The sequence below is a fragment of the Cellulosimicrobium sp. BMG9.22 genome (assembly GCF_059159975.1).
The window spans coordinates 20,011-43,686 of sequence record NZ_JBZGBY010000027.1 but is presented as its reverse complement, the minus strand read 5'-3'; the positions used below and the strand labels follow the sequence as shown (position 1 = coordinate 43,686).

The following is a 23,676-nucleotide window of genomic DNA, read 5'->3' as shown; positions in this document are numbered from 1 at the left end:
TCGGGTCCGCGGTGGGGGCGGACCCTGTGCTCGGACTGGCGCGCCGTCACCACGGTCGTTCGTCCTCGCTCCACGAGCGCGCCTTGACGTTCTTCGCACACGGCCCGCCCCACCGCTCGTCCTGCCCGTCACCGCACGACCCGCGCGCTCGGGTCACGCGTTCCGGTGCGGTCGCGCGTCGCGCGGTGGTAGGCCGCAACCTGTCAGCGTTCCGAAAGTCTGGGGACCGGTGAGGCGCTGACAACTGTCGGCCACCGGAAGTTGTCAGCGCCGTACGGGTCCGTGGGCCCGTGGAGCGCTGACAACGCGACGCGGACGTCGGTGCCGGCGCGGCAGCCCGAGCGCACCACCCACCCTGACCACCCGACGCGACCACGCGGGTCGTGGACGCGAGCCCGGCCACCCACCCGACCATGCGGGTCGTGGACCTGACCTACGCCACGCGGAACGTCAGTCGACGATCTCGCAGATGGCGGTGCCTGAGCTGACGCTCGCGCCGGCCGCGGCGGTGAGGGACCGGACCGTGCCGGCGCGGTGGGCGAGGAGGGGCTGCTCCATCTTCATGGCCTCGAGGACGACGACGAGGTCGCCCTCGGCGACCTGGGCACCGTCGGCGACGGCGACCTTGACGATCGTGCCCTGCATGGGGGAGGCGAGGGTCGTGCCGGAGGTGGCGCCGTTGGACTTCGCGGCGGCGCGTCGCGCGGGTCGCCGTGCGGCGTTCGCGGTGCGCGCTCGGCCTGCCGCCATCCCGAGCCCTGCCGGGAGGACGACCTCGAGGCGCTTGCCGCCGACCTCGACGACGACGCGCTCGGTCGCGAGGGGTTCGTCGTCCTCGTCCGACGACGTCGCGCCGGCCGGGGCGAGCGCGGCGAGCTCGTCGGCGAACTCGGTCTCGATCCACCGGGTGTGGACGCGGAAGGGCTCGTCTCCTGCCGGGACGAAGGCCTCCGCGTCGAGCACTGCGCGGTGGAACGGGACGACCGTCGGGATGCCCTCGACCTCGAGCTCGCGCAGCGCGCGGCGCGCACGCTGGACCGCCTGCTCGCGCGTCGCGCCGGTGACGATGACCTTCGCGATCATGGAGTCGAACGCGCCCGAGATGGTGTCGCCCTCGGCGACGCCCGAGTCGACGCGGACGCCGGGCCCGGAGGGGAAGCGCAGTCGCGTGATCCGGCCGGGGGCGGGCAGGAAGTTCGCGGCGGGGTCCTCGCCGTTGATGCGGAACTCGATCGAGTGGCCGCGCACCTGCGTCGACGTGTAGCCGAGCGGCTCGCCCGCGGCGATGCGCAGCTGCTCGCGCACGAGGTCGATGCCCGTGACCTCCTCGGAGACGGGGTGCTCGACCTGGAGCCGCGTGTTGACCTCGAGGAACGAGATGGTCCCGTCGGCGCCGACGAGGAACTCGCACGTGCCCGCGCCGACGTACCCGGCCTCGCGCAGGATCGCCTCGGACGCCTTGTAGAGCTCGGCCTCCTGGGCGGCGCTGAGGTACGGCGCGGGGGCCTCCTCGACGAGCTTCTGGTGGCGGCGCTGCAGCGAGCAGTCGCGCGTGGAGACGACGACGACGGTGCCGTGCTCGTCGGCGAGGCACTGGGTCTCGACGTGGCGGGGGGTGTCGAGGTAGCGCTCGACGAAGCACTCGCCGCGCCCGAACGCGGCCGTAGCCTCACGCACCGCGGAGTCGAAGAGCTCGTCGATCTCGTCGACGGTGCGCGCGACCTTGAGCCCGCGTCCGCCGCCGCCGAACGCCGCCTTGATCGCGACGGGCAGCCCGTTCTCGGCGGCGAAGGCGTGCACCTCGCTCGCGTCGGCCACGGGGTCGGCGGTCCCGGGGACGAGCGGGGCGCCGGCACGCTGTGCGATGTGGCGCGCGCTCACCTTGTCGCCGAGCGCCTCGATCGCGGCCGGGGGCGGTCCGATCCAGACGAGACCGGCGTCGAGGACGGCCTGGGCGAACTCCGCGTTCTCCGCCAGGAACCCGTAGCCGGGGTGCACCGCGTCGGCGCCGGAGCGGCGCGCGACGTCGAGCAGCTTGGCGATGTCGAGGTAGGTCTCCGCGGCGCGCGCGCCCCCGAGTGCGAACGCCTCGTCGGCGAGGTGCACGTGCGGCGCCTGCCGGTCGGGGTCGGCGTAGACCGCGACCGACGCGATGCCGGCGTCGGCGCAGGCACGGACGATCCGGACGGCGATCTCGCCACGGTTGGCGATGAGGACCTTGCGCAGGGAGCGGGTGGGGTTCGCGGGCACGGCTCACGGTAACGCGTGCGCGCGGCGGCGATCACGCTCCCGAGGCGGGTACCGGACAAGATTGGAGAAGAAGCCAAGGCACGTCGGGGGCGATTGGAGGAAACCTCCATAGCGGAGCGCTCCAGCGCGTCGCTCGGGTCGCGGGATTGTCCGGCCCCGACAATACGGGGCGTGCGACCCGTGCGGGGACTCAGCCGGGGCCGGCCGCGAGCGAACGCCCCGGGGCAGGGAAGCGGTCAGGCCCGCAGCTGGTGCCAGGCGACGCCGACGTCGGCAAGCAGGGTCCGCAGCAGCGGCAGGCTGATGCCGACGACGCCGTGGTGGTCGCCCTCGATGCGCTCGACGTACGGGCCGCCGAGGCCGTCGATCGTGAACGCGCCCGCGACGTGCAGGGGCTCGCCGGTCGCGACGTACGCGTCGATCTCCTCGTCGGAGAGGTCGGCGAAGTGCACTGTCGTGGAGCTGGTCGCGCCGGAGGCCGAGCCGGTGCCGCCCGCCTCGGGCACGCGGAGGTCCACGAGCCAGTGGCCGGTGTGCAGGACGCCCGCCCGGCCGCGCATCGCGTGCCAGCGGGTGCGCGCGTCGTCGGCGTCCGTGGGCTTGCCCAGCACCTCCCCGTCGAGCTCGAGCATCGAGTCGCAACCGACGAGGAGCGCGTCGTCGGAGGACGCCCCTCCGAGGCCCTCGGCGGTGTCCTCGTCCGCGAGCGCGCGCACGACCTCCTCGGCCTTCGCGCGCGCGAGGACCAGCACGGCGTCGACCGGCTCCAGCCCGCCGCGCGCCTCGGCGGCCGCGCGCAGGATCGCGTCCTCGTCGACGCCCGAGACCCGGACGAGCGGGTCGACGCCCGCCGCGCGCAGCGTCGTGAGGCGGGCGGGGGAGCGGGAGGCGAGGACGAGACGAGGCACCCGCGCAGACTACCGGGGCCGGGCGTCCCCGCGGCGGCACGACGCCGACGCCCGTTCGCGCCGAGCCGGTCCTGCGCTCGCGCCGACTACGCGACGAGAAGGGCGGCGACGAGGAGCACGACCGGCGAGCCCAGGGTCGTGACGAGGATCGTGTCGCGCGCGAGGATCTCGCCCCGCCCGAACCGGGCGGCGTAGTTGTAGACGTTCTGGGCGGTGGGCAGGGCGGCGAGCGTGACCGCCGAGGCCACCACGGCGTCGTCGAGCCCGAGCACGAACCGCGCGACGACGAAGGCGACCACCGGCATGACGAGCAGCTTGGCCGCGCTCGCCACCCCGACGGCGACGCGCGGCTCGCCGCGCCGCAGGGGCTTGGTCCCGTGCAGTGACATGCCGAACGCGAGCAGGATCATGGGGATCGCCGCGCCGCCGAGGATGTCGAGCGGCGCCATGACCGCGACGGGCGGCTCCCAGCCCGTCACCGACACGACGGCGCCCGCGAGCGAGCCGAGGATGATCGGGTTGCGCACGGGCTGGGCGAGGACGAACCGCCAGGAGAGCCGCCCGCTCGTCGTCGCGGCGCCGGGCTGGCGACGAAGAAGCCGATGCGGTTGAGCGCCGTCCTCGCCTCGGGCCCGCCGATGCCGAGACGCGCGGTGACGTACCCGACGGCGACGACCACGCCGATGATCGCGAAACCGGTGAGGACGGCGCCCACGCGTCAGCCCGTCGCGGGCTGGGTCACGCGAGCGCGTCGCGCAGCACGTCGAGACCCACCGACCCGAGGTTCAGCGCGCGCTCGTGGAACGCCTTCGCGTCGAAGGTCTCGCCGCGGGCCTCGGCGGCCGCGCGCGCGTCGTCGCGCGTGGCCTCCCACAGGCGCTGCCCGACCTTGTACGACGGCGCCTGGCCGGGCCAGCCGAGGTAGCGGTCGAGCTCGAAGCGCACGAACGAGTCGGGCATGTTGACGTTGGCGCGCAGGAACGTGAGCGCCTTGTCGGCGTCCCACGTCCCCCCGCCCCACTCCTCCGGAGCCTCCAGGCCGAGGTGCACGCCGATGTCGAGCACGACGCGCGCGGCCCGCATGCGCTGCGCGTCGAGCATGCCGAGCCGGTCGCCGTCGTCGTCGAGGAACCCGAGGTCCGCCATGAGTCGCTCGGCGTACAGGGCCCAGCCCTCGCCGTGACCCGAGACCCAGCACGCGAGCCGGCGCCACGTGTTGAGGGTCGCGCGCGCGTACACGGCCTGGCCGCACTGCAGGTGGTGGCCCGGGACGCCCTCGTGGAACACGGTCGTCTTCTCGCGCCACGTGTTGAACTCGGTGACGTCCGCGGGGACGGACCACCACATGCGGCCGGGCCGCGAGAAGTCGTCGCTCGGGGGCGTGTAGTAGATCCCGCCGGTCTGCGTGGGCGCGATCATGCACTCGAGGTCGAGCACGGGCGCCGGGATGTCGAAGTGGACCCCGTTCAGCGCGGTGATCGCGGCGTCGGACGTCTCCTGCATCCACGACTTCAGCGCGTCGGTGCCGAGCAGCTTGCGCGACGGGTCGGCGTCCAGCGCGGCGACCGCGTCCTCGACGCTCGCGCCCGGCCCGGCGATGCGGCGCGCGATCTCCTCCTGCTCGGCGACGACGCGCGCGAGCTCCTCGAGGCCCCACGCGTACGTCTCGTCGAGGTCGACCTCGGCGCCGAGGAACGTGCGGGAGAAGAGCCGGTAGCGCTCGCGCCCGACGGCGTCCTCCTGGCGCGCCTGCGGCGCGAGCGTGGTCTCGAGGAAGTCGGCGAGCCGACCGTACGCCTCGCGGGCCGCCGTCGCGCCGTGCTCCAGCTCCTTGCGGACCAGCGAGCACGCCGACGAGTCGTCGAGGACGGCATCGGCCTCGGGGCCGGCGACGAACGTCGTGAAGAACGAACCCTCCGCGTCCGCGAGCTCGCGGGACTGCTGGACCCCGACGCGGACCTGGCGGATGGCGGCGACGTTGCCGCGCGCCGCAGCCTCGGTGAGCGACGCGATGTAGCCGTCGATCGCGGTGGGCAGGCCGTTCAGGCGCGACGCGATGTTCTCCCACGCCTCGACGGTCCCTGTCGGCATGATGTCGAAGACGTCGCGCAGCTCCTGCACGGGCGAGGCGATGTTGTTGAGGCTCGCGAGCGGCTCGCCTGCCTCGTGCAGCTCGAGCTGCAGGCCGACGCGCTCGCGCATCGCCGCGAGGGTGACGCGGTCGACGTCGTCCACCGGCTCGAGGCCCTCGAGCTCGCGCAGCACTGCGCGATCGGCCTCGGCGCGCGCCTCGTGGCCCGCGGGGGAGAGGTCGGTGACGAGGTGGTCGTACCCCGACAGGCCCATCGCGGTCGCGGAGATCGGGTCGAGCTCGGCGACGCGCAGGACGTACGCCTCGGCGACGGCGTCGATCGGCGTGGGTGTGCGGTCAGGGATCCCGGCGGACTCGCCGGCAGCTGTGGTGGTCGTGTCGCTCACCCGGACGAGACTACTCGGCGCGCGGGCCTGCCTCGTCGTCCGTCGAGGGGCGTGCTTCCTCGTTCGAGGGGCGACGCAGCGCCGCGACCAGGTCGTCCGCCCACGCCCGGTGGTAGCGCACGAGGAGGACACCGGTCGCGTCCTCGTCCTGCGCGGCGTGCCAGACGGCGACCGGGTCGCCAGACCGTGGACCCTCGACACCGGCAGGGACGACGACGCGTGCGGGGCGCGCGAGCGCCTCGCCCGAGGGCGGGGTCACCACGAGCGTCCCTCGCAGCGCACGGGCGCCGCCGGTGTCGGGGTCCTGGCCGTCCGCCGGTTCGGCGCGCGTGACGGTGCCGGTCGTGCGGACCGGCGCCGAGAGCAGCGCCTCCCGGCCTCGGTCGAGAGCGGAGGCGGACCGGTCGTCCTGGTAGCGGACGAGCGCGAGGAGCGCCGTGGCGAGCAGCCCGAGCGTCGCCGCCACGACGACGAGGTCGGGGACCGGCCAGTCCCGACCGGCCGCGACGCGCTGGTACACGATCGCCGCCAGGGTCGGCACGAACGCGACCGCCCACCCCCACCGGCGCCACGCCGCGACCGGCGCACCGGGGGGAAGCGTCGAGGGGTCGGCCTCCACCGCGTCGGCGGAGGCCGGGAGCTCGACGAGCACGGCGCGCTCCGGCAGATGGCGTCGGCGCGGCTGCGTGCTCACGAGCGCAGGCTCCAGCGCCACGCGTCGGCGTTGTGGCGCCCCGAGCGCCCGCCGAAGCTCTTCGCCGTGGCGCCGCCGCCGACCCCCCGCAACCCCCGCGCACGGTTGGTCCACTCGTCCACGGGCGCGACGTCGTCGGGCAGTTCCCCCGCCGCGGCCGCCGCGGCGAGACCCGCGACGAGGGCCGCGACCTCGAGGTCGTCCGGAACGCCGCGCACGACGCGCACGTTCGGGGCGTCGGGCCCTGGAGCGCTCACTCGTCGTCCTCGTCGTGGTCGTGGTCGTCCGCCCCGCGCCCCACGCCCCACTCGGGGACGGCGTAGCCGGCCTCGAGGAGACGCTCGCGCGCCTCGTGGCCCCACCGGTCGAGCAGCCCGACGACGTCGTCGAGCTCGGGCCCACCGGGACGCGTCACGACGACGTAGTCGAGGGTGAAGGTGTCGTCCAGGACGTCCGCGGGCGAGGCGTCGTCGTCCACCTCCTCGTCGGGGCCGGGGTCCCACACCGACGTCGTGAGGTCGGCGTGCATGCCGAGCGCGCCGTGCAGCTCGTCGAACAGCCGGGCGTTCAGCGCGCCGACGCGGCTCTCGAGCGCGAGCACCCGGGGGTCCTCGTCCGCCTCGGACGCCCCGAACTCGGCGCGCACGCCGACCGCCGTCTCGACGTACTCGTGCAGCGCCGCCGTGAGCGCGTCGACCGCTGCGTGCAGCGGCGCCGGGTCCACCGACCCGAGCGGCACAGGTCCGTGCGTGGCGTCGTCGTGGCTCATGCCTTGTCCTCCCTCGTGGGGCTCGTCGGGGCGGTCACAGCGGGATGTTGCCGTGCTTCTTGGGCGGCAGGCTCGCGCGCTTGGTGCGCAGCGCCCGCAGCGCACGCACGACCTGCACGCGTGTCTCCGACGGGCGGACCACCGCGTCGACGTACCCGCGCTCGGCCGCGTCCCACGGGTTGACGATCGCGTCCTCGTACTCGGCGACCAGCCGGGCGCGCTCCGCGTCGACGTCGTCCCCGGCGTCCGCCGCACGCTTGAGCGCGGCCCGCTGCAGGATGTTCACCGCGCCGCCCGCGCCCATGACCGCGACCTGCGCCGTCGGCCACGCGAGGTTGACGTCCGCGCCGAGCTGCTTGGACCCCATGACGATGTACGCGCCGCCGTACGCCTTGCGCGTGATGACGGTGACGAGCGGGACCGTCGCCTCCGCGTACGCGTAGATGAGCTTCGCGCCGCGGCGGATGATGCCCTGGTGCTCCTGGTCCACGCCCGGCAGGAATCCCGGGACGTCCACGAGCGTGAGGACGGGGATGTTGAACGCGTCGCACGTGCGCACGAACCGCGCCGCCTTCTCCGCCGCGTCGATGTCGAGCGTGCCCGCCATCGCGAGGGGCTGGTTCGCGACGACGCCCACCGACTGCCCCTCGACGTGCCCGAACCCGACCAGCACGTTCTTCGCGAACAGCGGCTGCACCTCGAGGAACGCACCCTCGTCCAGCACGTGCTCGATCACCGTGCGCATGTCGTACGGCTGCGAGTCGGAGTCGGGGATCAGCGCGTCGAGCTCGAGGTCCTCCTCCGTGACCGCGAGCTCGACGTCGTCGGGCGGGAACGACGGCGCGTCCGAGAGATTGTTCTGCGGCAGGTAGGACACGAGGTGGCGCACGTAGTCGATCGCGTCGTCCTCGTCGCTGCCCAGGTAGTGGGCGACACCCGACTTCTCGTTGTGCGTCAACCCACCGCCGAGCTCCTCGAAGCCCACGTCCTCGCCCGTCACCGCGCGGATCACGTCCGGCCCGGTGATGAACATGTTCGACGTCTTGTCCACCATGACGATGAAGTCCGTCAGCGCGGGGGAGTACACCGCGCCGCCCGCGCTCGGGCCGAGGATGAGCGAGATCTGCGGGATCACTCCCGACGACGCCACGTTGCGGCGGAAGATCTCCGCGAACTGCGTGAGCGCCGCGACGCCCTCCTGGATGCGCGCCCCGCCGCCGTCGCTGATGCCGATGAGCGGCACCCCTGTGCGCAGCGCGAGGTCCTGCACCTTCGTGATCTTCTGGCCGTGCACCTCGCCGAGGCTCCCGCCGAACACCGTGAAGTCCTGGCTGTACACGCACACCTGGCGGCCGTCGATCGTGCCGTGCCCCACGACGACGCCGTCGCCCGCGATCCGCTTCTTCTCCAGGCCGAAGTTGTACGACCGGTGCTTGGCGAACGCGTCCAGCTCGACGAAGCTGCCCTCGTCGAGCAGCGTCTCGATGCGCTCGCGCGCCGTCTTCTTGCCGCGCGCGTGCTGCTTGGTGCGCGCGGCCTCCTCCGGCTGCGTCGTCGCCTCGTCGCGTCGGCGGTCGAGGTCGGCGAGCTTGGCCGCGGTGCCGGTCAGGCGGGGAGCGTCGGCGGTCTCGGTCGTCGCGGGCGAGGCCGCCGCAGGGGTCGTCGCAGGTTCCGTCACGGACCTGAGCCTAGTTGGCGGGTGGGACCAACTCGATGCGGTCGGCGCCAGCGTGGCCGGGGCCGTCGTTGGTGGGTGTCGACAACTCGCTGCTTCGGGTGGGTCGCGGTGGTCGGGTCCGGGCGGGGTGGGCGGGGTGGCGCGCGGTCTACCATCCGCGCCTCGTTCCTCGGCGCTCCCGCCAGGCCCTCCACGACCGCGCGCCACCCCGCCCACCCCGCCCTCGGCGTTCGGCTCACCCTCGGATCTGTTCGCCCGCCCGTGCCGAACCTGTCCTCGTCGTTCGGCTGGTCCCACGGGTGCGCACGACCCGCCCTTGTCGTTCGACCTGCTTTCCCCGTCTGGTGCGCGTGCTGCCGGCCCTCGTCCTGGGTCGGGTGCGTGCGCGAGGATGGCGGGCATGGTGACCGCGCGCGACGACGATGCCCGAGGCGACGGCGAGGAGCGGCCTGCGCTGCGGGCGGAGTTCTTGCGGGAGCTGCTCGTGGCGCCCGCGGGGCCGCTCGCGCGGCTGGAGGTGGTCGCGGAGTCCGGGTCGACCAACGCGGAGCTCGCGCGCGCCGTGGCCGCTGATCCCGAGGCGTGGCCCGCGCCGGCGCTGCTCGTCGCCGAGCACCAGCCGGCGGGGAAGGGGCGGCTCGGGCGGTCGTGGACGACGCCGCCGCGCGCGGCGCTGCTCGGGTCGATCCTGCTGCGACCGGCCGTCCCGCGCGAGGTGCTGAGCTGGCTGCCGCTGCTCGCCGGGCTTGCGACCGCCCGGGCGCTGCGCGCGACCGCCGGGGTCGACGCCGTCGTCAAGTGGCCCAACGACGTCCTCGTCCCCGACCCCGGCAGCCTGTCAGCATCCGGTGCCGCGGGGGTGACCCCGGGCGCTGACAGCCTCGGAGCGAGCGGCCACCTGTCAGGGCCAGAGGACGCCCCGGGGGCACCTGGTGCTGACACGTCGGTGCCACTGCGCAAGGTCGCCGGGATCCTCGCGGAGGTTCTGCCCGACGGCGGCGTCGTCGTCGGCGTGGGGCTCAACGTCTGCCAGGCGCGCGACGAGCTGCCCGTGCCCACCGCCACCTCCCTCGCGCTCGCCGGGGCGGCGACGACCGACCGGGAGGTGCTCCTCGTCGCGCTGCACGAGGCGTTCGGCGAGATCCTCGCGCGCTGGCGGGACGCGGGCGGCGACGCGCACACGGCCGGGCTCGATGCCGATTGCGCCGACATCAGCGCCACCCTCGGCACGCGCGTGCGGATCGAGCTCGTGGACGGCGCCGACGACGTCGGGCTCGCGGTCGGTCTGGCCCCCGACGGCGGCCTCGTCGTCCGCCACGACGACGGTACGACGCGCGTGCACCGCAGCGGCGACGTGCACCACCTGCGCCCGACGGCCTGAGCGGTGCCCACCTGGGTGCTCGCCTGGGCGCCGCCGGGGCACGACCCCGGGCGCCGACCCTCGATCTGCCGGCGAGGACTAGGATCGCCGGGTGCCAGCAGAGCCTGAGGAGAACGAGCTCGCCGGGGCGTCGGAGCACGACGTGGCCAGCGCGGACGTCGCGGCGACCGACGAGCCGGTCCCGACCGAGGCGGCCCTCGACGAGGCCCTGCTCGGCGGTCCGCGCACCCTCACCCTCGAGCGGCTCGCGGAACGCGCCGGCGTCGACGAGGACCGGGTCCGCGCCTACTGGCAGGCCCTCGGCCTGCCGCTCACCGAGGGCCAGGAGCACGCGTTCACCGAGATGGACGCGCAGGCGCTCGCGGACGTGTTCGCGTTCTCCGCGGCGGAACGGCTCGACGAGCGTGCGCTGACGACCCTCATCCGGTCGACCGGGCACACGACCGAGCGGCTCGTGCTCTGGCAGGTCGAGGCGCTGGTGGAGCACCTCACGCGGCGCTTCGAGCTCGACGACACGAGCGCGCGCCTGCTCGTGCTCGACCGGCTGCCGGAGCTGGCGCCGGTGCTCGAGGAGCAGCTCCTGCACGCGTGGCGACGTCAGCTCGCGGCGGTCGCGGGGCGGTTCGCGGTGGAGTTCTCCGCCGCGCGGACCACCGCGGTCGACGAGCACGAGCTCCCGCTGCCGCGCGCCGTCGGGTTCGCCGACATCGTGTCGTTCACGCAGCGCACGCGCGGGCTCGGGTCGAGCGAGCTCGCGGAGTTCGTCCAGCTCTTCGAGACGAGCGCGCGCGACGTCATCACCGCCGCGGGCGGCCGCGTCGTCAAGACGATCGGCGACGCGGTGCTCTACGTGGCCGACGACGTCGCGACCGGCGCGCGGGTCGCGCTCGGCCTGGCCGCCGCGGGAGGCCGGGAGGAGGACGTCGACGTCCCGCCCGTGCGCGTGAGCCTCGTGTGGGGGCGGGTGCTCTCGCGGTTCGGCGACGTGTTCGGCCCGAGCGTCAACCTCGCGGCGCGCCTCGTCGACATCGCCGACCCGACGACCGTCCTCGTCGACCGCGACACCGCGGGAATGCTCGCGCGGGACCCGCGCTTCGCGCTCACGGCGCAGCCCGAGACCGAGGTCCAGGGCCTCGGGACGATCGAGCCCGTGCGCCTCCAGTGGGCGTACCGGGGCTGACGAGCGCGCTCGGCCGTCGCCCGACCGGGGGCGTCGTCAGACCGCCTCGAGCAGACCGGGGCCGTCGTTGGTCACGGAGCTGACCAGGGGCGAGACCTTGCGCGCGACCATCGGGACGTCGTCGTGCGGGCCGCCGAGCCCGAGCAGGTCCGCGGCGCCCCGCGCGTCGACCGCCGGGTCGAGCCACGCGTCCCACGCGTCGGGCGGCAGGGCGAGCGGCATGCGGTCGTGGATCTCGGCGAGGTACGGGGCGGCGTCGGTCGTGACGATCGTCGTGGACACGAGCCACCGGTCGGGGTCGTCGTCCGCCTTCGACCGGTCGCGCCAGAACTCGTAGAGCCCCGCGAAGGCCGCGCTGCGGCCGTCGTCGGGCGCGATCCAGTACGGCTGCTTCGCGACCTTGCCCTTCCGCGCGGGCGCGCTCCCGGTGCCGACCGGGGACTCGCCGTCGGGCAGGGCGCGCCACTCGTAGTAGCCCTCCGCGGGCACGAGGCAGCGGCGCACGCCGAACGGCTTGGCGAACGCGGGCTTGTCGAGGATCGACTCCGCCCGCGCGTTGATCATGCGCGCCCCGCCCTTCGGGTCCTTCGACCACGACGGCACGAGGCCCCAGCGGGCGACGCGCAGCGAGCGACAGATCTCGCCCGTCTCCTTCGCGGCGCGCTCGACGACGATGCGCACGGGGTCGGTGGGGGCGAGGTTCCACGACGGCGGCAGGAGGCGCGCGTCGTCGGCCACGTCCGCGACGGCGAACTCGTCCGCGAGGTCCTGGGCGTCCCGGAAGGAGGCATAGCGTCCGCACATGGGACCAGCCTGCCGCACGCCACCCACACCCTGTACGGCGGTCGCCCGGCCGGTGGAACGGGTGGGAAGGAGAGGCGGCTCACGTCCTCCGCGGCCGTGACCACGACGATCGAATCGATACGATGGACGCCATGCCCACCCCTTCGGTCGACCCCGTCATGCCCCGACCGAGGTCCACGGCCCGCTGGGTGCTGCTCCTCGGGGCCCTCGCGACGCTCCCCGCGCTCACGGTCGACATGTACCTCCCGCTGCTGCCCGAGGTCGGTGCGGACCTGGGCGCCCCGGACTCTCTGGCCCAGCTCACGCTCTCCGCCATGCTCATCGGCGGCGCCGTCGGGCAGCTCGTCATCGGCCCGCTCTCGGACCGGTACGGCCGCCGCCTGCCGGTCCTCGTCGGCCTGTCGCTGCACGTCGTGACCTCGATCCTGTGCGCGATGGCGCCCAACATCGGGATCCTCATCGGGCTGCGCGTGCTCCAGGGCTTCTTCAACGCGTCCGCGTCGGTCGTCGCGATCGCCGCGATCCGCGACCGCTTCACCGGCTCCGACGCCGCCCGCGTCCTCTCACGGCTCATGCTCGTCATCGGCCTCGCGCCGTTGCTCGCCCCGTCGATCGGGTCGTTCATCGGCGCGCACGCCTCGTGGCACGCGGTGTTCTGGGTGCTCGCGCTCGCGGGCATCGCGCTCGGCGCCGTCGTCCTGTTCTGGATGCCGGAGTCGCTCCCGGTCGAGCGCCGTCGGCCTGCCGGAGCCCGCGTCGTCCTGCGGGGGTACGCGAGCCTCCTGCGGGACCGGCACTTCGTCGCGCTCGCCGTCCTCCCGGGCCTCGGGCAGGCGGTGCTCATGAGCTACGTCGTCGGGTCGCCGTTCGTGCTCCAGGAGGGCTACGGGCTCAGCCACGGCCAGTTCGCGCTGCTCTTCGCGATCAACGGCATCGGCCTCGTGCTCTCCGCGCAGGCGAACGCCTCCCTCGTGCGGCGCGTCGCGCCCGTGCGCCTGCTGCGGGTCGCGCTCGTCATCCAGGGCGTGTTCGCCGTCGGGCTCCTGGTCGTCGCCGTGACCGGGGTCGGCGGGATCGTCGGGATCGTCGCCGCGCTGTTCCTCGTGCTGTCGATGCAGGGACTCATCCCCGCGAACGCCTCTGCGCTCGCCCTCACGCGGCACGGCGAGATCGCGGGGACGGCGGCCGCCGTCATCGGTGCGTTCCAGTCAGGGGTCGCCGGACTCGTCAGCCCGCTCGTCGGCGTCCTCGGCGGCGACGCGGTGGCGATGGCGACCGTCATGCTCGGTGCCGTCGTCGCGTCGCTGCTCGTGCTCGCGCTCGCCACGCCCGCCTTCCGCCGCGGGGGCTGGCACACGCCCGTCTGACGTCGACCGGCGTTCACGCGACCGTCACCCGACCGTCCTCCTGTGTGCATGCGAGCGTCCCGGACCGGGACTTCGATGGGTCGCATGAGACTCACAGGAGCACGCCGGGCCACCGCCGCCCTGGTCGCCGCGGCGCTGACGCTGCCGGTTGCGTCCGCCGCCGTCGCCGCACCCGCCCACCGCCCGTCCGACGAGCGGGGGAGCGGGGTCGTCGTCCCGACGCTCGTCGCCCGCGCGACGCTGTCCGCCGACCACCTGGAGGAGGGACCGCCGTCGGGCGCCCAGGTCACGCCCGCGAACGGCCGCCAGGGCCCGTTCGCGGGGCAGGTGATCCCGGGCTTCTCCGCGATGGTCGACAACGGCGACGGGACGTTCTGGGCCCAGCCCGACAACGGGTTCGGCGCGAAGGGCAACTCCGCCGACTTCCTCCTGCGCCTGTACCGCGTGACGCCGCAGTGGCAGACGGCGCAGGGCGGCCCCGGCGAGATCGAGGTCGGGGAGCACCTCTCGCTGCGCGACCCCGACCACCACGTCGACTTCCCGATCGTCCACGAGAACACCGAGGAGCGGCTGCTCACGGGCGCCGACTTCGACATCGAGTCGCTCGTGCGGGCGAAGGACGGCACCTTCTGGATCGGGGAGGAGTTCGGGCCGTTCCTCCTGCACGTCGACGCGACGGGCGCGCTCCTCGCGCCGCCCGTGCCGTTCCCCGACGGCAAGTCGCCCGCCAACCCGTACCTCGCGCCGGGGGAGACGCCGCTCGTCGGGTCCAGCCGCGGCTTCGAGGCGCTCGCCGGGTCCCGTGACGGCCGCTACCTGTACCCGGTGCTCGAGGGCGCGCTCGTCGGGGACGACCCGCGCGACCGCGTCGTGCGCCAGTTCGACACCCGCTCGGGCCGCTACACCGACCGCACCTGGACCTACCGTGTGGACACCGACGCGAACGTCGTCGGCGACGCGTTCACGGTCGGCAAGGACGAGCTGCTCCTCGTCGAGCGCGACGACCTCGACGGCGAGCAGTCGGTGACGAAGCGCGTCTACCGCGTCGACCTGGACGAGAGCGACCGGTCGGGGCACCTCGAGAAGGAGCTCGTGCTCGACGCCCTGAAGATCGCGAACCCGCACGGCATCGGGGCGGGCGACGGGTACGGCACCGGGGACCGGTTCTCGCTGCCCGTGCAGTCGTTCGAGACCGTGGTCCAGCTGCGCGACGGGCGCCTGCTCATCGGCAACGACAACAACTACCCGGGCAACGACGCGCGCGTGCCGGGGACTCCCGACGACACCGAGATGGTGCTCGTCGACCTGCGTCGCGAGCGCGTCGCGACCGACGACGTCACCGTCGTCGGGCACCGCGGCGCGAGCGGCTACCGCCCCGAGCACACGCTCGCCGCGTACGAGCAGGCGATCCTGCAGTGCGCCGACTACATCGAGCCGGACGTCGTCTCGACCAAGGACGGCGTGCTCGTCGCGCGCCACGAGAACGAGATCGGCGGCACGACGGACGTCGCGAACCACCCGGAGTTCGCCGACCGCCGCACGACGAAGACGATCGACGGGACCGCCGTCACCGGGTGGTTCACCGAGGACTTCACGCTCGCCGAGCTGCGCACGCTGCGCGCGAAGGAGCGCATCCCGGCGCTGCGCCCCCAGAACACGGCGTTCGACGGCCTCTACCCGATCCCCACGCTCGCCGAGGTGCTCGACCTCGCTCGCCACTCCGTGACGTGCGACGGCGAGCAGGTCGGCGTCTACCCCGAGACCAAGCACCCGACGTACTTCGACTCGGTCGGGCTCTCGCTCGAGGAGCCGCTCGTCGCCGCGCTCCAGGCCGCCGGGCTCGACTCCCGCAGGGCGCCCGTCATCGTCCAGTCGTTCGAGACGGGCAACCTGCGCGAGCTCGACCGGATGACGAAGGTCGACCTCGCGCAGCTCGTCAGCAGCTCCGGCGCCCCGTACGACCTCGTCGCCGCGGGCGACCCGCGCACCTACGCCGACCTCGTCACCCGCTCGGGCCTGCGCGAGATCGCGCGGTACGCGGACGGCGTCGGTCTCGAGAAGAACGTCATGATCCCGCGCGAGGCGGACGGCACGCTCGGGGAGCCGACGTCGGTGATCCGCGACGCGCACCGCGCCGGGCTCGAGGTGCACGGGTGGACCTTCCGGGCGGAGAACCAGTTCCTCCCCGCCGAGTTCCGCTCGAGCACCGACCCCGCCGCGTACGGCGACCTCGCGGGCGAGGTCCGCGCCTTCCTCGACGCCGGCATGGACGGTTTCTTCACCGACCAGCCCGACCTCGGCGTCGCCGCGGTGGGCTGACCGTCCGCGTTGCGGGGCGTCGTCGGGCACGTGCCCGACGGCGCTCCGCGGGCGTCCGACGACGCCGGTCACGGGCTTCCTGCGGTGCGATCTTCGCGGTGCCTTCACGTTCCCGCCCGGTCGTCGCGCGCGGCGCTCCGCACGAGGGCTCTACTCTTCTCGGGTGTCATCGTCCCGCAAGCCGTCCGCGGACCGTCCCGCGGTCGGCCCTCACCATGCGCGCGCGCTGCGCTCGCACCGTGTCGCGCGGACCGTCGGGCTCGTGCTGACCGGCGCCCTCGCGTTCGTCGCCGTCGGCACGGGTGCGGTGTACCTCGACTTCAAGTCGAAGGGCGAGGTGAGCGACGTGTCCGGGCTCGTCGTCGGCCTGCCGACCCAGGATCCGCCCAAAGACCCGTCCGACCCCTTCGCCGGCCAGGCCCTCAACATCCTCGTCATGGGCACGGACTACCGGGACGCCGAGAACGTGGCGATCGCCGGCGAGGCAGAGGGCATGCGGTCCGACACGACGTTCATCGTGCACGTCTCCGGCGACCGCACGCGCATGGAGGTCGTCTCCATCCCGCGCGACTCGCTCGTCGACCTGCCGGCGTGCAAGCTCCCCGACGGGTCGACGTCGTCCCCGCGGCCGAACACGATGTTCAACGAGGCGTTTCAGATCGGCTCGGGCGGTGTCAACGACATGACGCACGCCGCGGCGTGCACCATCCAGGCGGTCTACGACCTCACGGGCGTGCCCATCACCAACCACGTCGTGGTGAAGATGACCGGCGTCATCGGCGTGGTCGACGCGATCGACGGCGTGACCATGTGCTTCCCGGAGCCCGTCGTGGAGGACCCGGACTACGGCACGCTGAACCTCCCGGCAGGGCAGCACACGCTCACCGGTCACGAGGCCATCGGCTTCGTGCGCGTCCGGCACGGGACGGGCATGGGGCTCGAGATCGGGTCGGACCTCACGCGCATCGAGCGCCAGCAGGCGTTCATCGACTCGGCCGTCCGCGAGATCCTCTCGAAGAACATCATCACCAACGCGCCGCAGCTCTACGGCGTCATCGAGGCCGTGCTCAGCTCGATCAGCGCCGACCCCACCATCGCCGACCCGGCGGCGCTCGCGGGCCTGGCGTTCAGCCTGCGCGCGATCAAGCCCTCCGAGGTCGTGTTCACACCGCTCCCCGTCGTCGATTCCACGAACCAGAAGGGCCGGGTCGAGTGGACCTCGGAGGCCGACGCGATCTGGGAGCGTCTGATCAACGACGTGCCGCCGCCGGGGCACGAGCCGGTCACGGACCCGCGCGACGACGCGACGGCGCCCGCGGACGGCACGGTGCCTCCCGCCGACACCGGCGGGGAGGCGACGGACCCCGGGGCCGGTGCGGCCGACCCGGGGACGACCGACCCCGGCGCGACCGACCCCGGTGCGGGGACGCCCGAGACCCCCGTGGCACCCCCGGTCGAGGAGCTGCAGCCCGGCGTCTGCCCCTCCTGATCAACGCGGAGGTGGAGCAGCCGCATCGGTGGCTCCGTGGTGCGTCCTCGGGGTGTCCGGGACGCGCCCTCAGCGCGTGCGCGACGCGTCCAGGCGCGCGAGCCGCCGCACGGCCTCGTGCAGGACGTCCTCGCGCTTGACGAACGTGAACCGCACGCGTGAGGCCAGGGCGCGGGCCGTCGTCGAACCGGGCGTGCAGAACGCGCTCACGGGGACGGCGACGACGCCCGCGCGCTCGGGCAGCTCGCGGCACAGGGCGGTGCCGTCGTCGAAGCCCAGAGGAGCGCCGTCGGCGACCACGAAGTACGTGCCCTGAGGGACGACGACGTCGAACCCGGCGCGCACGAGGCCGTCGCACAGGAGGTCGCGCCGTGACGCGAGCGAGTCGGCGAGGGCGCGCGGCGTCTCGTCGTCGGAGAGGGCGTCGGCGATCGCCGGCTGGAACGGCGCGCCCGACGTGTAGGTGAGGAACTGCTTGACCGTCCGCACGGCCGTGACGAGCCGCTCGGGGCCGTGCAGCCAGCCGATCTTCCAGCCGGTGAACGAGAACGTCTTGCCCGCCGAGGAGATCGTGATCGTGCGCTCGCGCATGCCCGGGAGGGTCGCGATCGGGACGTGCCGGACGTCGTCGAACGTCAGGTGCTCGTAGACCTCGTCGGTGACGACGAGCGCGTCGTGGCGGCGCGCGACGGCGGCGATCGCGTCGAGCTCGTCGAGGGCGAGCACCGTGCCCGTCGGGTTGTGCGGGGAGTTGACGACGATCATCCGCGTCCGGTCGGTGACCGCGGTGCGCAGGGCGTCGACGTCGAGCCGGAACCGCTCGCGACCCGGGACCAGCGGCACGGTGACGTGGGTCGCGCCCGCGAGGGCGATGCACGCCGCGTACGAGTCGTAGAACGGCTCGAGCGTCACGACGTCGTCGCCCGGGCCCGCGAGCGCGAGGATCGTCGCGGCGAGCGCCTCTGTGGCGCCGGTGGTCACGAGGACCTCGGTGTCCGGGTCGGGGTCGAGCCCGTAGTGGCGGTACTGGTGGCTCGCGACGGCGTTGCGCAGCTCGAGGATCCCTGGCCCCGGCGGGTACTGGTTGTGCCCGTCCTGGATCGCGCGGATCGCGGCGTGCTTGACGGTCGCGGGGCCGTCGACGTCCGGGAAGCCCTGGCCGAGGTTGATCGCACCGGTGCGGCGCGCGAGATCGGTCATCTGCGCGAAGATCGTCGCCTCCGCCGTGCCGTCCGGGGCGAGCAGGCCGGTGGCGCGCGCCGCGTCCTGCCAGCGGCCGGGCGGGAGGTCGGTCATGGCCCGACCCTAGCCGTGCGCCTGCCCACGATGTGGGACGTCCGCGACGGATTTCGGTGCGGGGCCACGGATTCCGTGCCGCCGTCCACAGGGACGGTTCCCGTGGGGCGGCGGATGCCCTACTCTCTGGCACGGAACTTCGGTCCCGGCGACGACAGCCGGCCGACGGAGCAGGGGGAACGCTCGACATGTCTGTGGACGCGCACGCCATCGGCGTGCTCGAGAGCGAGGTGCGCGAGCTCGTGCGGCGCCGGGGCGTCGACCCCGTGCGCGATCGCGCAGCGGTCGACCAGCTCGTGCGCGACGTCGTCGCGGACTACGAGACACGCAGCGCGATCGGGGTCGTCGTGCCTCTGGCCGACCCCGAGGGGGCCGGTCGCGCGGTGATCGACGCCGTCGCCGGGCTCGGACCGCTGCAGCCCTACCTCGACGACCCGGAGATCGAGGAGATCTGGATCAACTCCCCGTCCCAGGTGTTCGTCGCGCGCGGGGGACGGTCCGAGCTGACGACGACGATGCTCACGGCCCAGCAGGTGCGCGACCTGGTCGAGCAGATGCTGCGCTCGTCCGGCCGTCGTCTCGACCTGTCGAGCCCGTTCGTCGACGCCGCCCTGCCCGGCGGTGAGCGGTTGCACGTCGTCATCCCCGACGTCACCCGCACCGAGCTTGCCGTCAACATCCGCAAGCATGTGGTGCGGGCTGCGCATCTGGACGACCTGGTGCGGCTCGGGTCGCTCACGCCGCAGGCCGCGCTCTTCCTGGACGCGTCCGTGCGCGCAGGGCTCAACGTGCTCGTCGCGGGCGCGACGCAGGCGGGCAAGACGACGATGCTCAACGCTCTCGCGGGGTCGATCCCGGCGACCCAGCGCGTCATCACGTGCGAGGAGGTGTTCGAGCTGCGGTTCGCGGTCCGGGACATCGTCTCGATGCAGTGCCGCCAGCCGAGCCTCGAGGGGACGGGCGAGATCCCGCTGCGACGACTCGTCAAGGAGGCGCTGCGGATGCGGCCGGACCGCATCGTCATCGGCGAGGTGCGCGAGGCGGAGAGCTTCGACCTGCTCATCGCTCTGAACGCAGGCGTTCCCGGCATGTGCACGATCCACGCGAACTCCGCGCGGGAGGCGATCTCGAAGATGTGCACGTTGCCGCTGCTCGCCGGCGAGAACGTGTCGGACCGCTTCGTGATCCCCACGGTCGCGTCGGCGATCGACCTCGTCGTGCACCTCGGGGTCGATGTCGAGGGACGTCGCGGGGTGCGCGAGATCCTCGGGGTCTCGGGCCGGGTCGAGGAGGGTGTGGTCGAGGCGTCGGAGCTGTTCGTGCGGAGGGGTGACCGCCTCGTGCGTGCCGACGGCTTCCCGCCCGGCGCCGACCGGTTCGCCCGCGCCGGGATCGACCTCGCCACGATCCTGCGGCCCGAGCGGCCGCACGAGCCGCTGCCGCTGCCCGACGGCGCGTGGTCGGGGGTGCGCTGACGTGGGCGTCGTCGTGGGGTTCCTTCTCGGCGCGGGGCTCTTCTGCGTCTGGTGGTCCTTCTGGGAGCCCGGGCCGCCGCGCGAGCGCAAGGTCGACGGGTGGTCGGCGCGGACGCAGGACCTGCTCGTCCAGGCCGGTGCGCCGTCGGTGACGCCGGGCGCGCTCGTGGCGACCAGCATCGGGGTGGGCCTCGTCGTGCTCCTCGTCGCGACCGTGCTCACCGGGTCGGTGACGATCGCCGCGTGCTTCGCCGCCATCGCGGCGGCGGCACCGTCCGTCCTCGTGCAGTCCCGGGCCCGACGGCGGCGCGCGCGCCTGCGCGACGTCTGGCCGGAGGTCCTGGACCACCTCGCCTCGGGCGTGCGTGCCGGACTTGCGCTCCCGGAGGCGGTCGGCCAGCTCGGTGATCGCGGGCCCGTCGAGCTGCGCGAGCCGTTCGCGCGGTTCGCGCAGGACTACCGGGCCTCCGGGAGGTTCGGCGACAGCCTCGACGCGCTCAAGGAACGACTCGCGGACCCGGTCGCGGACCGCATCGTCGAGGCGTTGCGGTTGACGCGCGACGTCGGCGGCACCGACCTCGGGCGGCTCCTGCGCACGCTCTCGACCTTCCTGCGCGACGACGCCAGGACCCGCGGCGAGCTCGAGGCACGCCAGTCGTGGACGGTCAACGGGGCCCGGCTCGCGGTCGCCGGCCCGTGGGTCGTCCTCGGGTTCCTCGCGACGCGCCCGGAGACGGCCGCGGCCTACAACTCGGTCACGGGCGCCTTCGTGCTGGCGGGCGGTGCCGTGTGCTCGCTCGTCGCGTACCGACTCATGCTCCGGATCGGTCGCCTGCCCGAGGAAGAGCGGGTGCTGCGATGACGGGGATCGACGTGTCCTGGCTCGGCGTCGCGATCGGGGCGCTCGGCGGGCTCGGCGTGCTGCTCGTCGTGGCGGGCGTGCGGGGCCGGGCCATCCGTCTCGACGAGCGCCTGGCGCCCTACCTGCGCACGCGGGACTCGACCTCCGTGCTCCTGCGCGACCAGCCCGTCCGGACCCCGTTCCCGACGCTCGAACGGCTCGTCACGCCGTGGCTCGCCGATGCGGGGCGCGCCCTCGAGCGGCTCGGGTCCACGTCGGCCGACGTGCGCAGGCGCCTCGACCGCGCAGGGTGGAACCGCACGGTGGACCAGTTCCGCGCGCGCCAGCTCGTGTGGGGCGTGCTCGGCCTCGCTGCGGGCACCTTCCTGGCCGTCGTCCTTGCCGCGACACGTGGGTCGTCCGTCGTCTCGCTGGTCCTGCTCGCCCTGCTGTGCGGCCTGGGCGGGATCCTCGCGTGCGACCAGATGCTCTCGCGCGCGGTGCGCCGGCGCGAGGAACGGATGCTTGCGGAGTTCCCGACGGTCGCGGAGCTGCTCGCGCTCGCCGTGGGCGCGGGCGAGGGGCCCGTCGCCGCGCTCGAGCGCGTCGCGTCGACCGCGCACGGGGAGCTCTCGGGCGAGCTGGCGGCGACGCTCGCCTCGGTGCGGGCGGGCTCCCCGCTCACGCGGGCCCTCGAGCAGCTCGCCGACCGTACCGGCCTGCCGAGCCTGACGAGGTTCGCCGAAGGTGTCGCCGTGGCCGTCGAGCGGGGGACGCCCCTCGCCGACGTGCTGCGCGCCCAGGCGCAGGACGTCCGCGAGACGGGGCGCCGAGCGCTCATGGAGGCGGGCGGCAAGAAGGAGGTCGCGATGATGGTCCCGGTGGTCTTCCTCATCCTGCCGGTGACCGTGGTCTTCGCGGTCTTTCCGTCGATCGCGACGCTGCGGATCGGTTTCTGAGCAACCCGACGACACGACATGACACCAGCACGACACGACACGACAGGACGACGAGGGAGAGCGATGCAGGGGATGGTGCGTTGGACAGGGACCGTGCGGCGGGTGCTGCGGGGCGGTGTGCGCCGGCTGGTCCAGGGCACGCCCGAGCGCGGAGACGTGCCCGGGTGGGTGCTCATCACCCTCATGACCGCAGGGCTCGTCATCGCGTTGTGGGCCGTCGCGGGACCTGCGCTCACGCAGGCGTTCAGCAACGCGATCAAGAGCGTCGGCGCGCCCTGACCGTGGGGCGTCGCCTCGGGATCGAGGACCGCGAGCGGGGGTCGGCCGTCGTGGACTTCACGCTCGTCTCGGTCCTCGTCCTCGTGCTGTTCCTCGGTGTCGTCCAGGTCGCGCTCGCGGTGCACGTGCGGGCGACGCTCGTCGACTGCGCGGCGGAGGGTGCTCGCGTCGCCGGCCGGGCGGACCGTGGCCCGGCCGACGGCGTCGCCCGGACACGAGAGCTCGTCGTCGCGTCGCTCTCCGCCCGCTACGCGCAGGACGTCGTCGCGCGGGAGACGGTCGTGGACGGCCTGCCTGTCATCGAGGTGACGGTCTCGGCGCCGCTCCCGGTCGTCGGGCTCCTCGGGCCGGCGGGGGTCGTGACGGTGGAGGGCCGGGCGCTCGAGGAGGCACCATGACCGGATCTCTCCGCGGAGTCGTGCGCCGGGCGCTCCACCGGCTCCGGGGACCAGGCGCGGCCGGTGAGCGCGGCAACGCGATCGTCGAGTTCCTCGGTGTGGCGCTCGTCCTCCTCCTTCCGGCGATGTACCTCGTGCTGACGGTGGGCCGCGTCCAGGCGGCGACGTTCGCAGTCGAGGGGGCGTCGCGCGAGGCCGCCCGGGCGTTCGTCACCGCGCCCTCCGGGGCGGACGGTGCCCGGCTCGCGGCCGTGGCCGTCGCCCTCGCCTTCGAGGACCAGGGCTTCGACGACGCCGCGCCGGCGGACGCCCTGACGATCAGCTGCTCCGCGTCGCCCTGCCTCGAGCCCGGCGGAGAGGTCACCACGCACGTGCGGCTCGACGTCTCGCTCCCTCTCGTGCCGGCCTTCGCGCGCTCGGCGGTGCCGCTCTCCGTCCCCGTCGAGGCGCGGCACATCGCGTCCGTCGACGAGTACGCCGCGAGGCGACCGTGACACGCCGTGCACTGCGGCGCCTGCGGGGGTCGGGCGAGGCGCGGGACGACGGCCAGATCATGCTGCTCACGACCGCGTTCGTGGCCTTCGCCCTCCTCCTCGTGACGGTCGTCGTGAGCGCGACGCAGGTGCACCTGGAGCGCAAGCGGCTGTACGAGCTCGCTGACGCGCTCGCACTCACCGCCGCCGACTCCATGACGCACGAGACCTTCTACGACGGGGCCGCGGACACGCCCGTCGAGGGCGCCGTGCTCACCCTCACGGACACCTCGATCAGGGCGGACGTCCAGGACTATCTGGCGCGCCATCCCGAGGCGCTCAGTGGTCTGCACGACGTCGCGGTGACCGACGCGTCGACGACCGACGGGCGGACCGCGAGCGTCGCTCTCGCGGCTCGCGCACGGCCCGCCATGATCAGCTGGGTGACCCAGCTCTGGAGTGATGGCATCATCGTGCGTGCAGAGTCACGTGCCAGAGCGTGGTGAGCACCTGCTGCTGTTCGACGACGAGCATCCGGGGAGGGAAGGCCGCAACGACGCACGAGCGCGCTCCCGCGTCTTTGTCCACTTTCTTAACTTTGGATGGCCACTTCTGTCGTGACCCTGTGAAAACCCCAG

General features: G+C 73.8%; 22 protein-coding genes. 12 read left to right on the top strand and 10 right to left on the bottom strand.

The features are described 5' to 3' along the window. Nucleotides 1-450: 450 nt before the first annotated feature. From AC4H2H_RS16055 to AC4H2H_RS16020, 8 genes are all read right to left on the bottom strand, one after another. Nucleotides 451-2,250, bottom strand: a complete 1,800-nt coding sequence (locus AC4H2H_RS16055; RefSeq protein WP_494371822.1) for an acetyl/propionyl/methylcrotonyl-CoA carboxylase subunit alpha — start codon at nucleotides 2,248-2,250, stop codon at nucleotides 451-453. Nucleotides 2,251-2,486: 236 nt separating this feature from the next. Beyond that, nucleotides 2,487-3,158 (bottom strand): Maf family protein, encoded by a 672-nt coding sequence (locus AC4H2H_RS16050; RefSeq protein ID WP_494371821.1) that lies wholly within the window; start codon nucleotides 3,156-3,158, stop codon nucleotides 2,487-2,489. A gap of 86 nt (nucleotides 3,159-3,244) precedes the next feature. Further along, nucleotides 3,245-3,685, bottom strand: a complete 441-nt coding sequence (locus AC4H2H_RS16045) for an AEC family transporter (RefSeq protein WP_494371820.1) — start codon at nucleotides 3,683-3,685, stop codon at nucleotides 3,245-3,247. Between the two features lie 211 nt (nucleotides 3,686-3,896). Continuing rightward, a complete protein-coding gene (locus tag AC4H2H_RS16040) occupies nucleotides 3,897-5,636 on the bottom strand; it encodes a DUF885 domain-containing protein (protein ID WP_494371819.1) in 1,740 nt (579 codons plus the stop codon). A 10-nt stretch (nucleotides 5,637-5,646) separates the two neighbouring features. Beyond that, a complete protein-coding gene (locus tag AC4H2H_RS16035; RefSeq protein WP_494371818.1) occupies nucleotides 5,647-6,330 on the bottom strand; it encodes a hypothetical protein in 684 nt (227 codons plus the stop codon). Next, nucleotides 6,327-6,587 carry an acyl-CoA carboxylase epsilon subunit gene (locus AC4H2H_RS16030; protein ID WP_494371817.1) on the bottom strand — a complete coding sequence of 87 codons (261 nt, stop codon included), beginning with the start codon at nucleotides 6,585-6,587 and terminating at the stop codon, nucleotides 6,327-6,329. Before AC4H2H_RS16030 ends, AC4H2H_RS16035 begins: the two co-directional genes overlap by 4 nt. Next, nucleotides 6,584-7,099: a hypothetical protein gene (locus AC4H2H_RS16025; protein ID WP_494371816.1), complete on the bottom strand. Its 516-nt coding sequence runs from the start codon at nucleotides 7,097-7,099 to the stop codon at nucleotides 6,584-6,586. The genes AC4H2H_RS16030 and AC4H2H_RS16025 overlap by 4 nt, the downstream gene beginning before the upstream one ends. Nucleotides 7,100-7,133: 34 nt before the next feature. Further along, nucleotides 7,134-8,777 carry an acyl-CoA carboxylase subunit beta gene (locus AC4H2H_RS16020; protein ID WP_494371815.1) on the bottom strand — a complete coding sequence of 548 codons (1,644 nt, stop codon included), beginning with the start codon at nucleotides 8,775-8,777 and terminating at the stop codon, nucleotides 7,134-7,136. 400 nt (nucleotides 8,778-9,177) lie between these two features. On the opposite strand from AC4H2H_RS16020, the gene AC4H2H_RS16015 reads away from it, so the two are divergent. Further along, nucleotides 9,178-10,158 (top strand): biotin--[acetyl-CoA-carboxylase] ligase, encoded by a 981-nt coding sequence (locus AC4H2H_RS16015; RefSeq protein WP_494371814.1) that lies wholly within the window; start codon nucleotides 9,178-9,180, stop codon nucleotides 10,156-10,158. A gap of 91 nt (nucleotides 10,159-10,249) precedes the next feature. Beyond that, nucleotides 10,250-11,338 (top strand): adenylate/guanylate cyclase domain-containing protein, encoded by a 1,089-nt coding sequence (locus tag AC4H2H_RS16010; RefSeq protein ID WP_494371813.1) that lies wholly within the window; start codon nucleotides 10,250-10,252, stop codon nucleotides 11,336-11,338. Nucleotides 11,339-11,374: 36 nt separating this feature from the next. Here AC4H2H_RS16010 and AC4H2H_RS16005 read toward each other — a convergent pair whose 3' ends face one another. Continuing rightward, a complete protein-coding gene (locus AC4H2H_RS16005; protein ID WP_494371812.1) occupies nucleotides 11,375-12,142 on the bottom strand; it encodes an SOS response-associated peptidase in 768 nt (255 codons plus the stop codon). Nucleotides 12,143-12,273: 131 nt separating this feature from the next. Between AC4H2H_RS16005 and AC4H2H_RS16000 the strand changes: the two genes are divergently transcribed. The 3 genes from AC4H2H_RS16000 (at nucleotide 12,274) to AC4H2H_RS15990 (ending at nucleotide 17,317) form a co-directional block, all read left to right on the top strand. Then, on the top strand, nucleotides 12,274-13,509 hold the full coding sequence (locus AC4H2H_RS16000; RefSeq protein ID WP_494371811.1) for a multidrug effflux MFS transporter: 1,236 nt from the start codon (nucleotides 12,274-12,276) through the stop codon (nucleotides 13,507-13,509). Between the two features lie 84 nt (nucleotides 13,510-13,593). Beyond that, nucleotides 13,594-15,828, top strand: coding sequence for an esterase-like activity of phytase family protein (locus AC4H2H_RS15995; RefSeq protein WP_494371810.1), 2,235 nt, complete (start codon nucleotides 13,594-13,596; stop codon nucleotides 15,826-15,828). Nucleotides 15,829-15,991: 163 nt separating this feature from the next. After that, nucleotides 15,992-17,317, top strand: coding sequence for an LCP family protein (locus AC4H2H_RS15990; RefSeq protein WP_494371809.1), 1,326 nt, complete (start codon nucleotides 15,992-15,994; stop codon nucleotides 17,315-17,317). Between the two features lie 69 nt (nucleotides 17,318-17,386). Here the strand turns inward: AC4H2H_RS15990 and AC4H2H_RS15985 are convergent, their stop codons facing one another. Beyond that, on the bottom strand, nucleotides 17,387-18,613 hold the full coding sequence (locus AC4H2H_RS15985; RefSeq protein WP_494371808.1) for a pyridoxal phosphate-dependent aminotransferase: 1,227 nt from the start codon (nucleotides 18,611-18,613) through the stop codon (nucleotides 17,387-17,389). A gap of 188 nt (nucleotides 18,614-18,801) precedes the next feature. On the opposite strand from AC4H2H_RS15985, the gene AC4H2H_RS15980 reads away from it, so the two are divergent. The 7 genes from AC4H2H_RS15980 (at nucleotide 18,802) to AC4H2H_RS15950 (ending at nucleotide 23,544) form a co-directional block, all read left to right on the top strand. Then, a complete protein-coding gene (locus AC4H2H_RS15980) occupies nucleotides 18,802-20,088 on the top strand; it encodes a TadA family conjugal transfer-associated ATPase (RefSeq protein WP_494371807.1) in 1,287 nt (428 codons plus the stop codon). Between the two features lies 1 nt (nucleotide 20,089). Then, on the top strand, nucleotides 20,090-20,950 hold the full coding sequence (locus AC4H2H_RS15975) for a type II secretion system F family protein (protein WP_494371806.1): 861 nt from the start codon (nucleotides 20,090-20,092) through the stop codon (nucleotides 20,948-20,950). Continuing rightward, on the top strand, nucleotides 20,947-21,888 hold the full coding sequence (locus tag AC4H2H_RS15970; RefSeq protein WP_494371805.1) for a type II secretion system F family protein: 942 nt from the start codon (nucleotides 20,947-20,949) through the stop codon (nucleotides 21,886-21,888). The genes AC4H2H_RS15975 and AC4H2H_RS15970 overlap by 4 nt, the downstream gene beginning before the upstream one ends. Nucleotides 21,889-21,960: 72 nt before the next feature. Continuing rightward, complete coding sequence (locus tag AC4H2H_RS15965) at nucleotides 21,961-22,167, top strand: hypothetical protein (RefSeq protein WP_494371804.1); 207 nt, start codon at nucleotides 21,961-21,963, stop codon at nucleotides 22,165-22,167. 2 nt (nucleotides 22,168-22,169) lie between these two features. After that, on the top strand, nucleotides 22,170-22,565 hold the full coding sequence (locus tag AC4H2H_RS15960; protein WP_494371803.1) for a TadE/TadG family type IV pilus assembly protein: 396 nt from the start codon (nucleotides 22,170-22,172) through the stop codon (nucleotides 22,563-22,565). Continuing rightward, nucleotides 22,562-23,059: a pilus assembly protein gene (locus AC4H2H_RS15955; RefSeq protein ID WP_494371802.1), complete on the top strand. Its 498-nt coding sequence runs from the start codon at nucleotides 22,562-22,564 to the stop codon at nucleotides 23,057-23,059. Before AC4H2H_RS15960 ends, AC4H2H_RS15955 begins: the two co-directional genes overlap by 4 nt. Further along, nucleotides 23,056-23,544 (top strand): pilus assembly protein TadG-related protein, encoded by a 489-nt coding sequence (locus AC4H2H_RS15950; RefSeq protein WP_494371801.1) that lies wholly within the window; start codon nucleotides 23,056-23,058, stop codon nucleotides 23,542-23,544. The genes AC4H2H_RS15955 and AC4H2H_RS15950 overlap by 4 nt, the downstream gene beginning before the upstream one ends. Nucleotides 23,545-23,676: the final 132 nt, after the last annotated feature.

Excerpts from the sequence above, each read along its gene's own strand:
- AC4H2H_RS16025 (WP_494371816.1), bottom strand. The coding sequence starts at position 7,099 with ATGAGCCACGACGACGCCACGCACGGACCTGTGCCGCTCGGGTCGGTG.
- AC4H2H_RS16015 (WP_494371814.1), top strand. The coding sequence starts at position 9,178 with ATGGTGACCGCGCGCGACGACGATGCCCGAGGCGACGGCGAGGAGCGG.
- AC4H2H_RS16005 (WP_494371812.1), bottom strand. The coding sequence starts at position 12,142 with ATGTGCGGACGCTATGCCTCCTTCCGGGACGCCCAGGACCTCGCGGAC.
- AC4H2H_RS16000 (WP_494371811.1), top strand. The coding sequence starts at position 12,274 with ATGCCCACCCCTTCGGTCGACCCCGTCATGCCCCGACCGAGGTCCACG.
- AC4H2H_RS15995 (WP_494371810.1), top strand. The coding sequence starts at position 13,594 with ATGAGACTCACAGGAGCACGCCGGGCCACCGCCGCCCTGGTCGCCGCG.
- AC4H2H_RS15985 (WP_494371808.1), bottom strand. The coding sequence starts at position 18,613 with ATGACCGACCTCCCGCCCGGCCGCTGGCAGGACGCGGCGCGCGCCACC.
- AC4H2H_RS15980 (WP_494371807.1), top strand. The coding sequence starts at position 18,802 with ATGTCTGTGGACGCGCACGCCATCGGCGTGCTCGAGAGCGAGGTGCGC.
- AC4H2H_RS15970 (WP_494371805.1), top strand. The coding sequence starts at position 20,947 with ATGACGGGGATCGACGTGTCCTGGCTCGGCGTCGCGATCGGGGCGCTC.
- AC4H2H_RS15965 (WP_494371804.1), top strand. The coding sequence starts at position 21,961 with ATGGTGCGTTGGACAGGGACCGTGCGGCGGGTGCTGCGGGGCGGTGTG.
- AC4H2H_RS15955 (WP_494371802.1), top strand. The coding sequence starts at position 22,562 with ATGACCGGATCTCTCCGCGGAGTCGTGCGCCGGGCGCTCCACCGGCTC.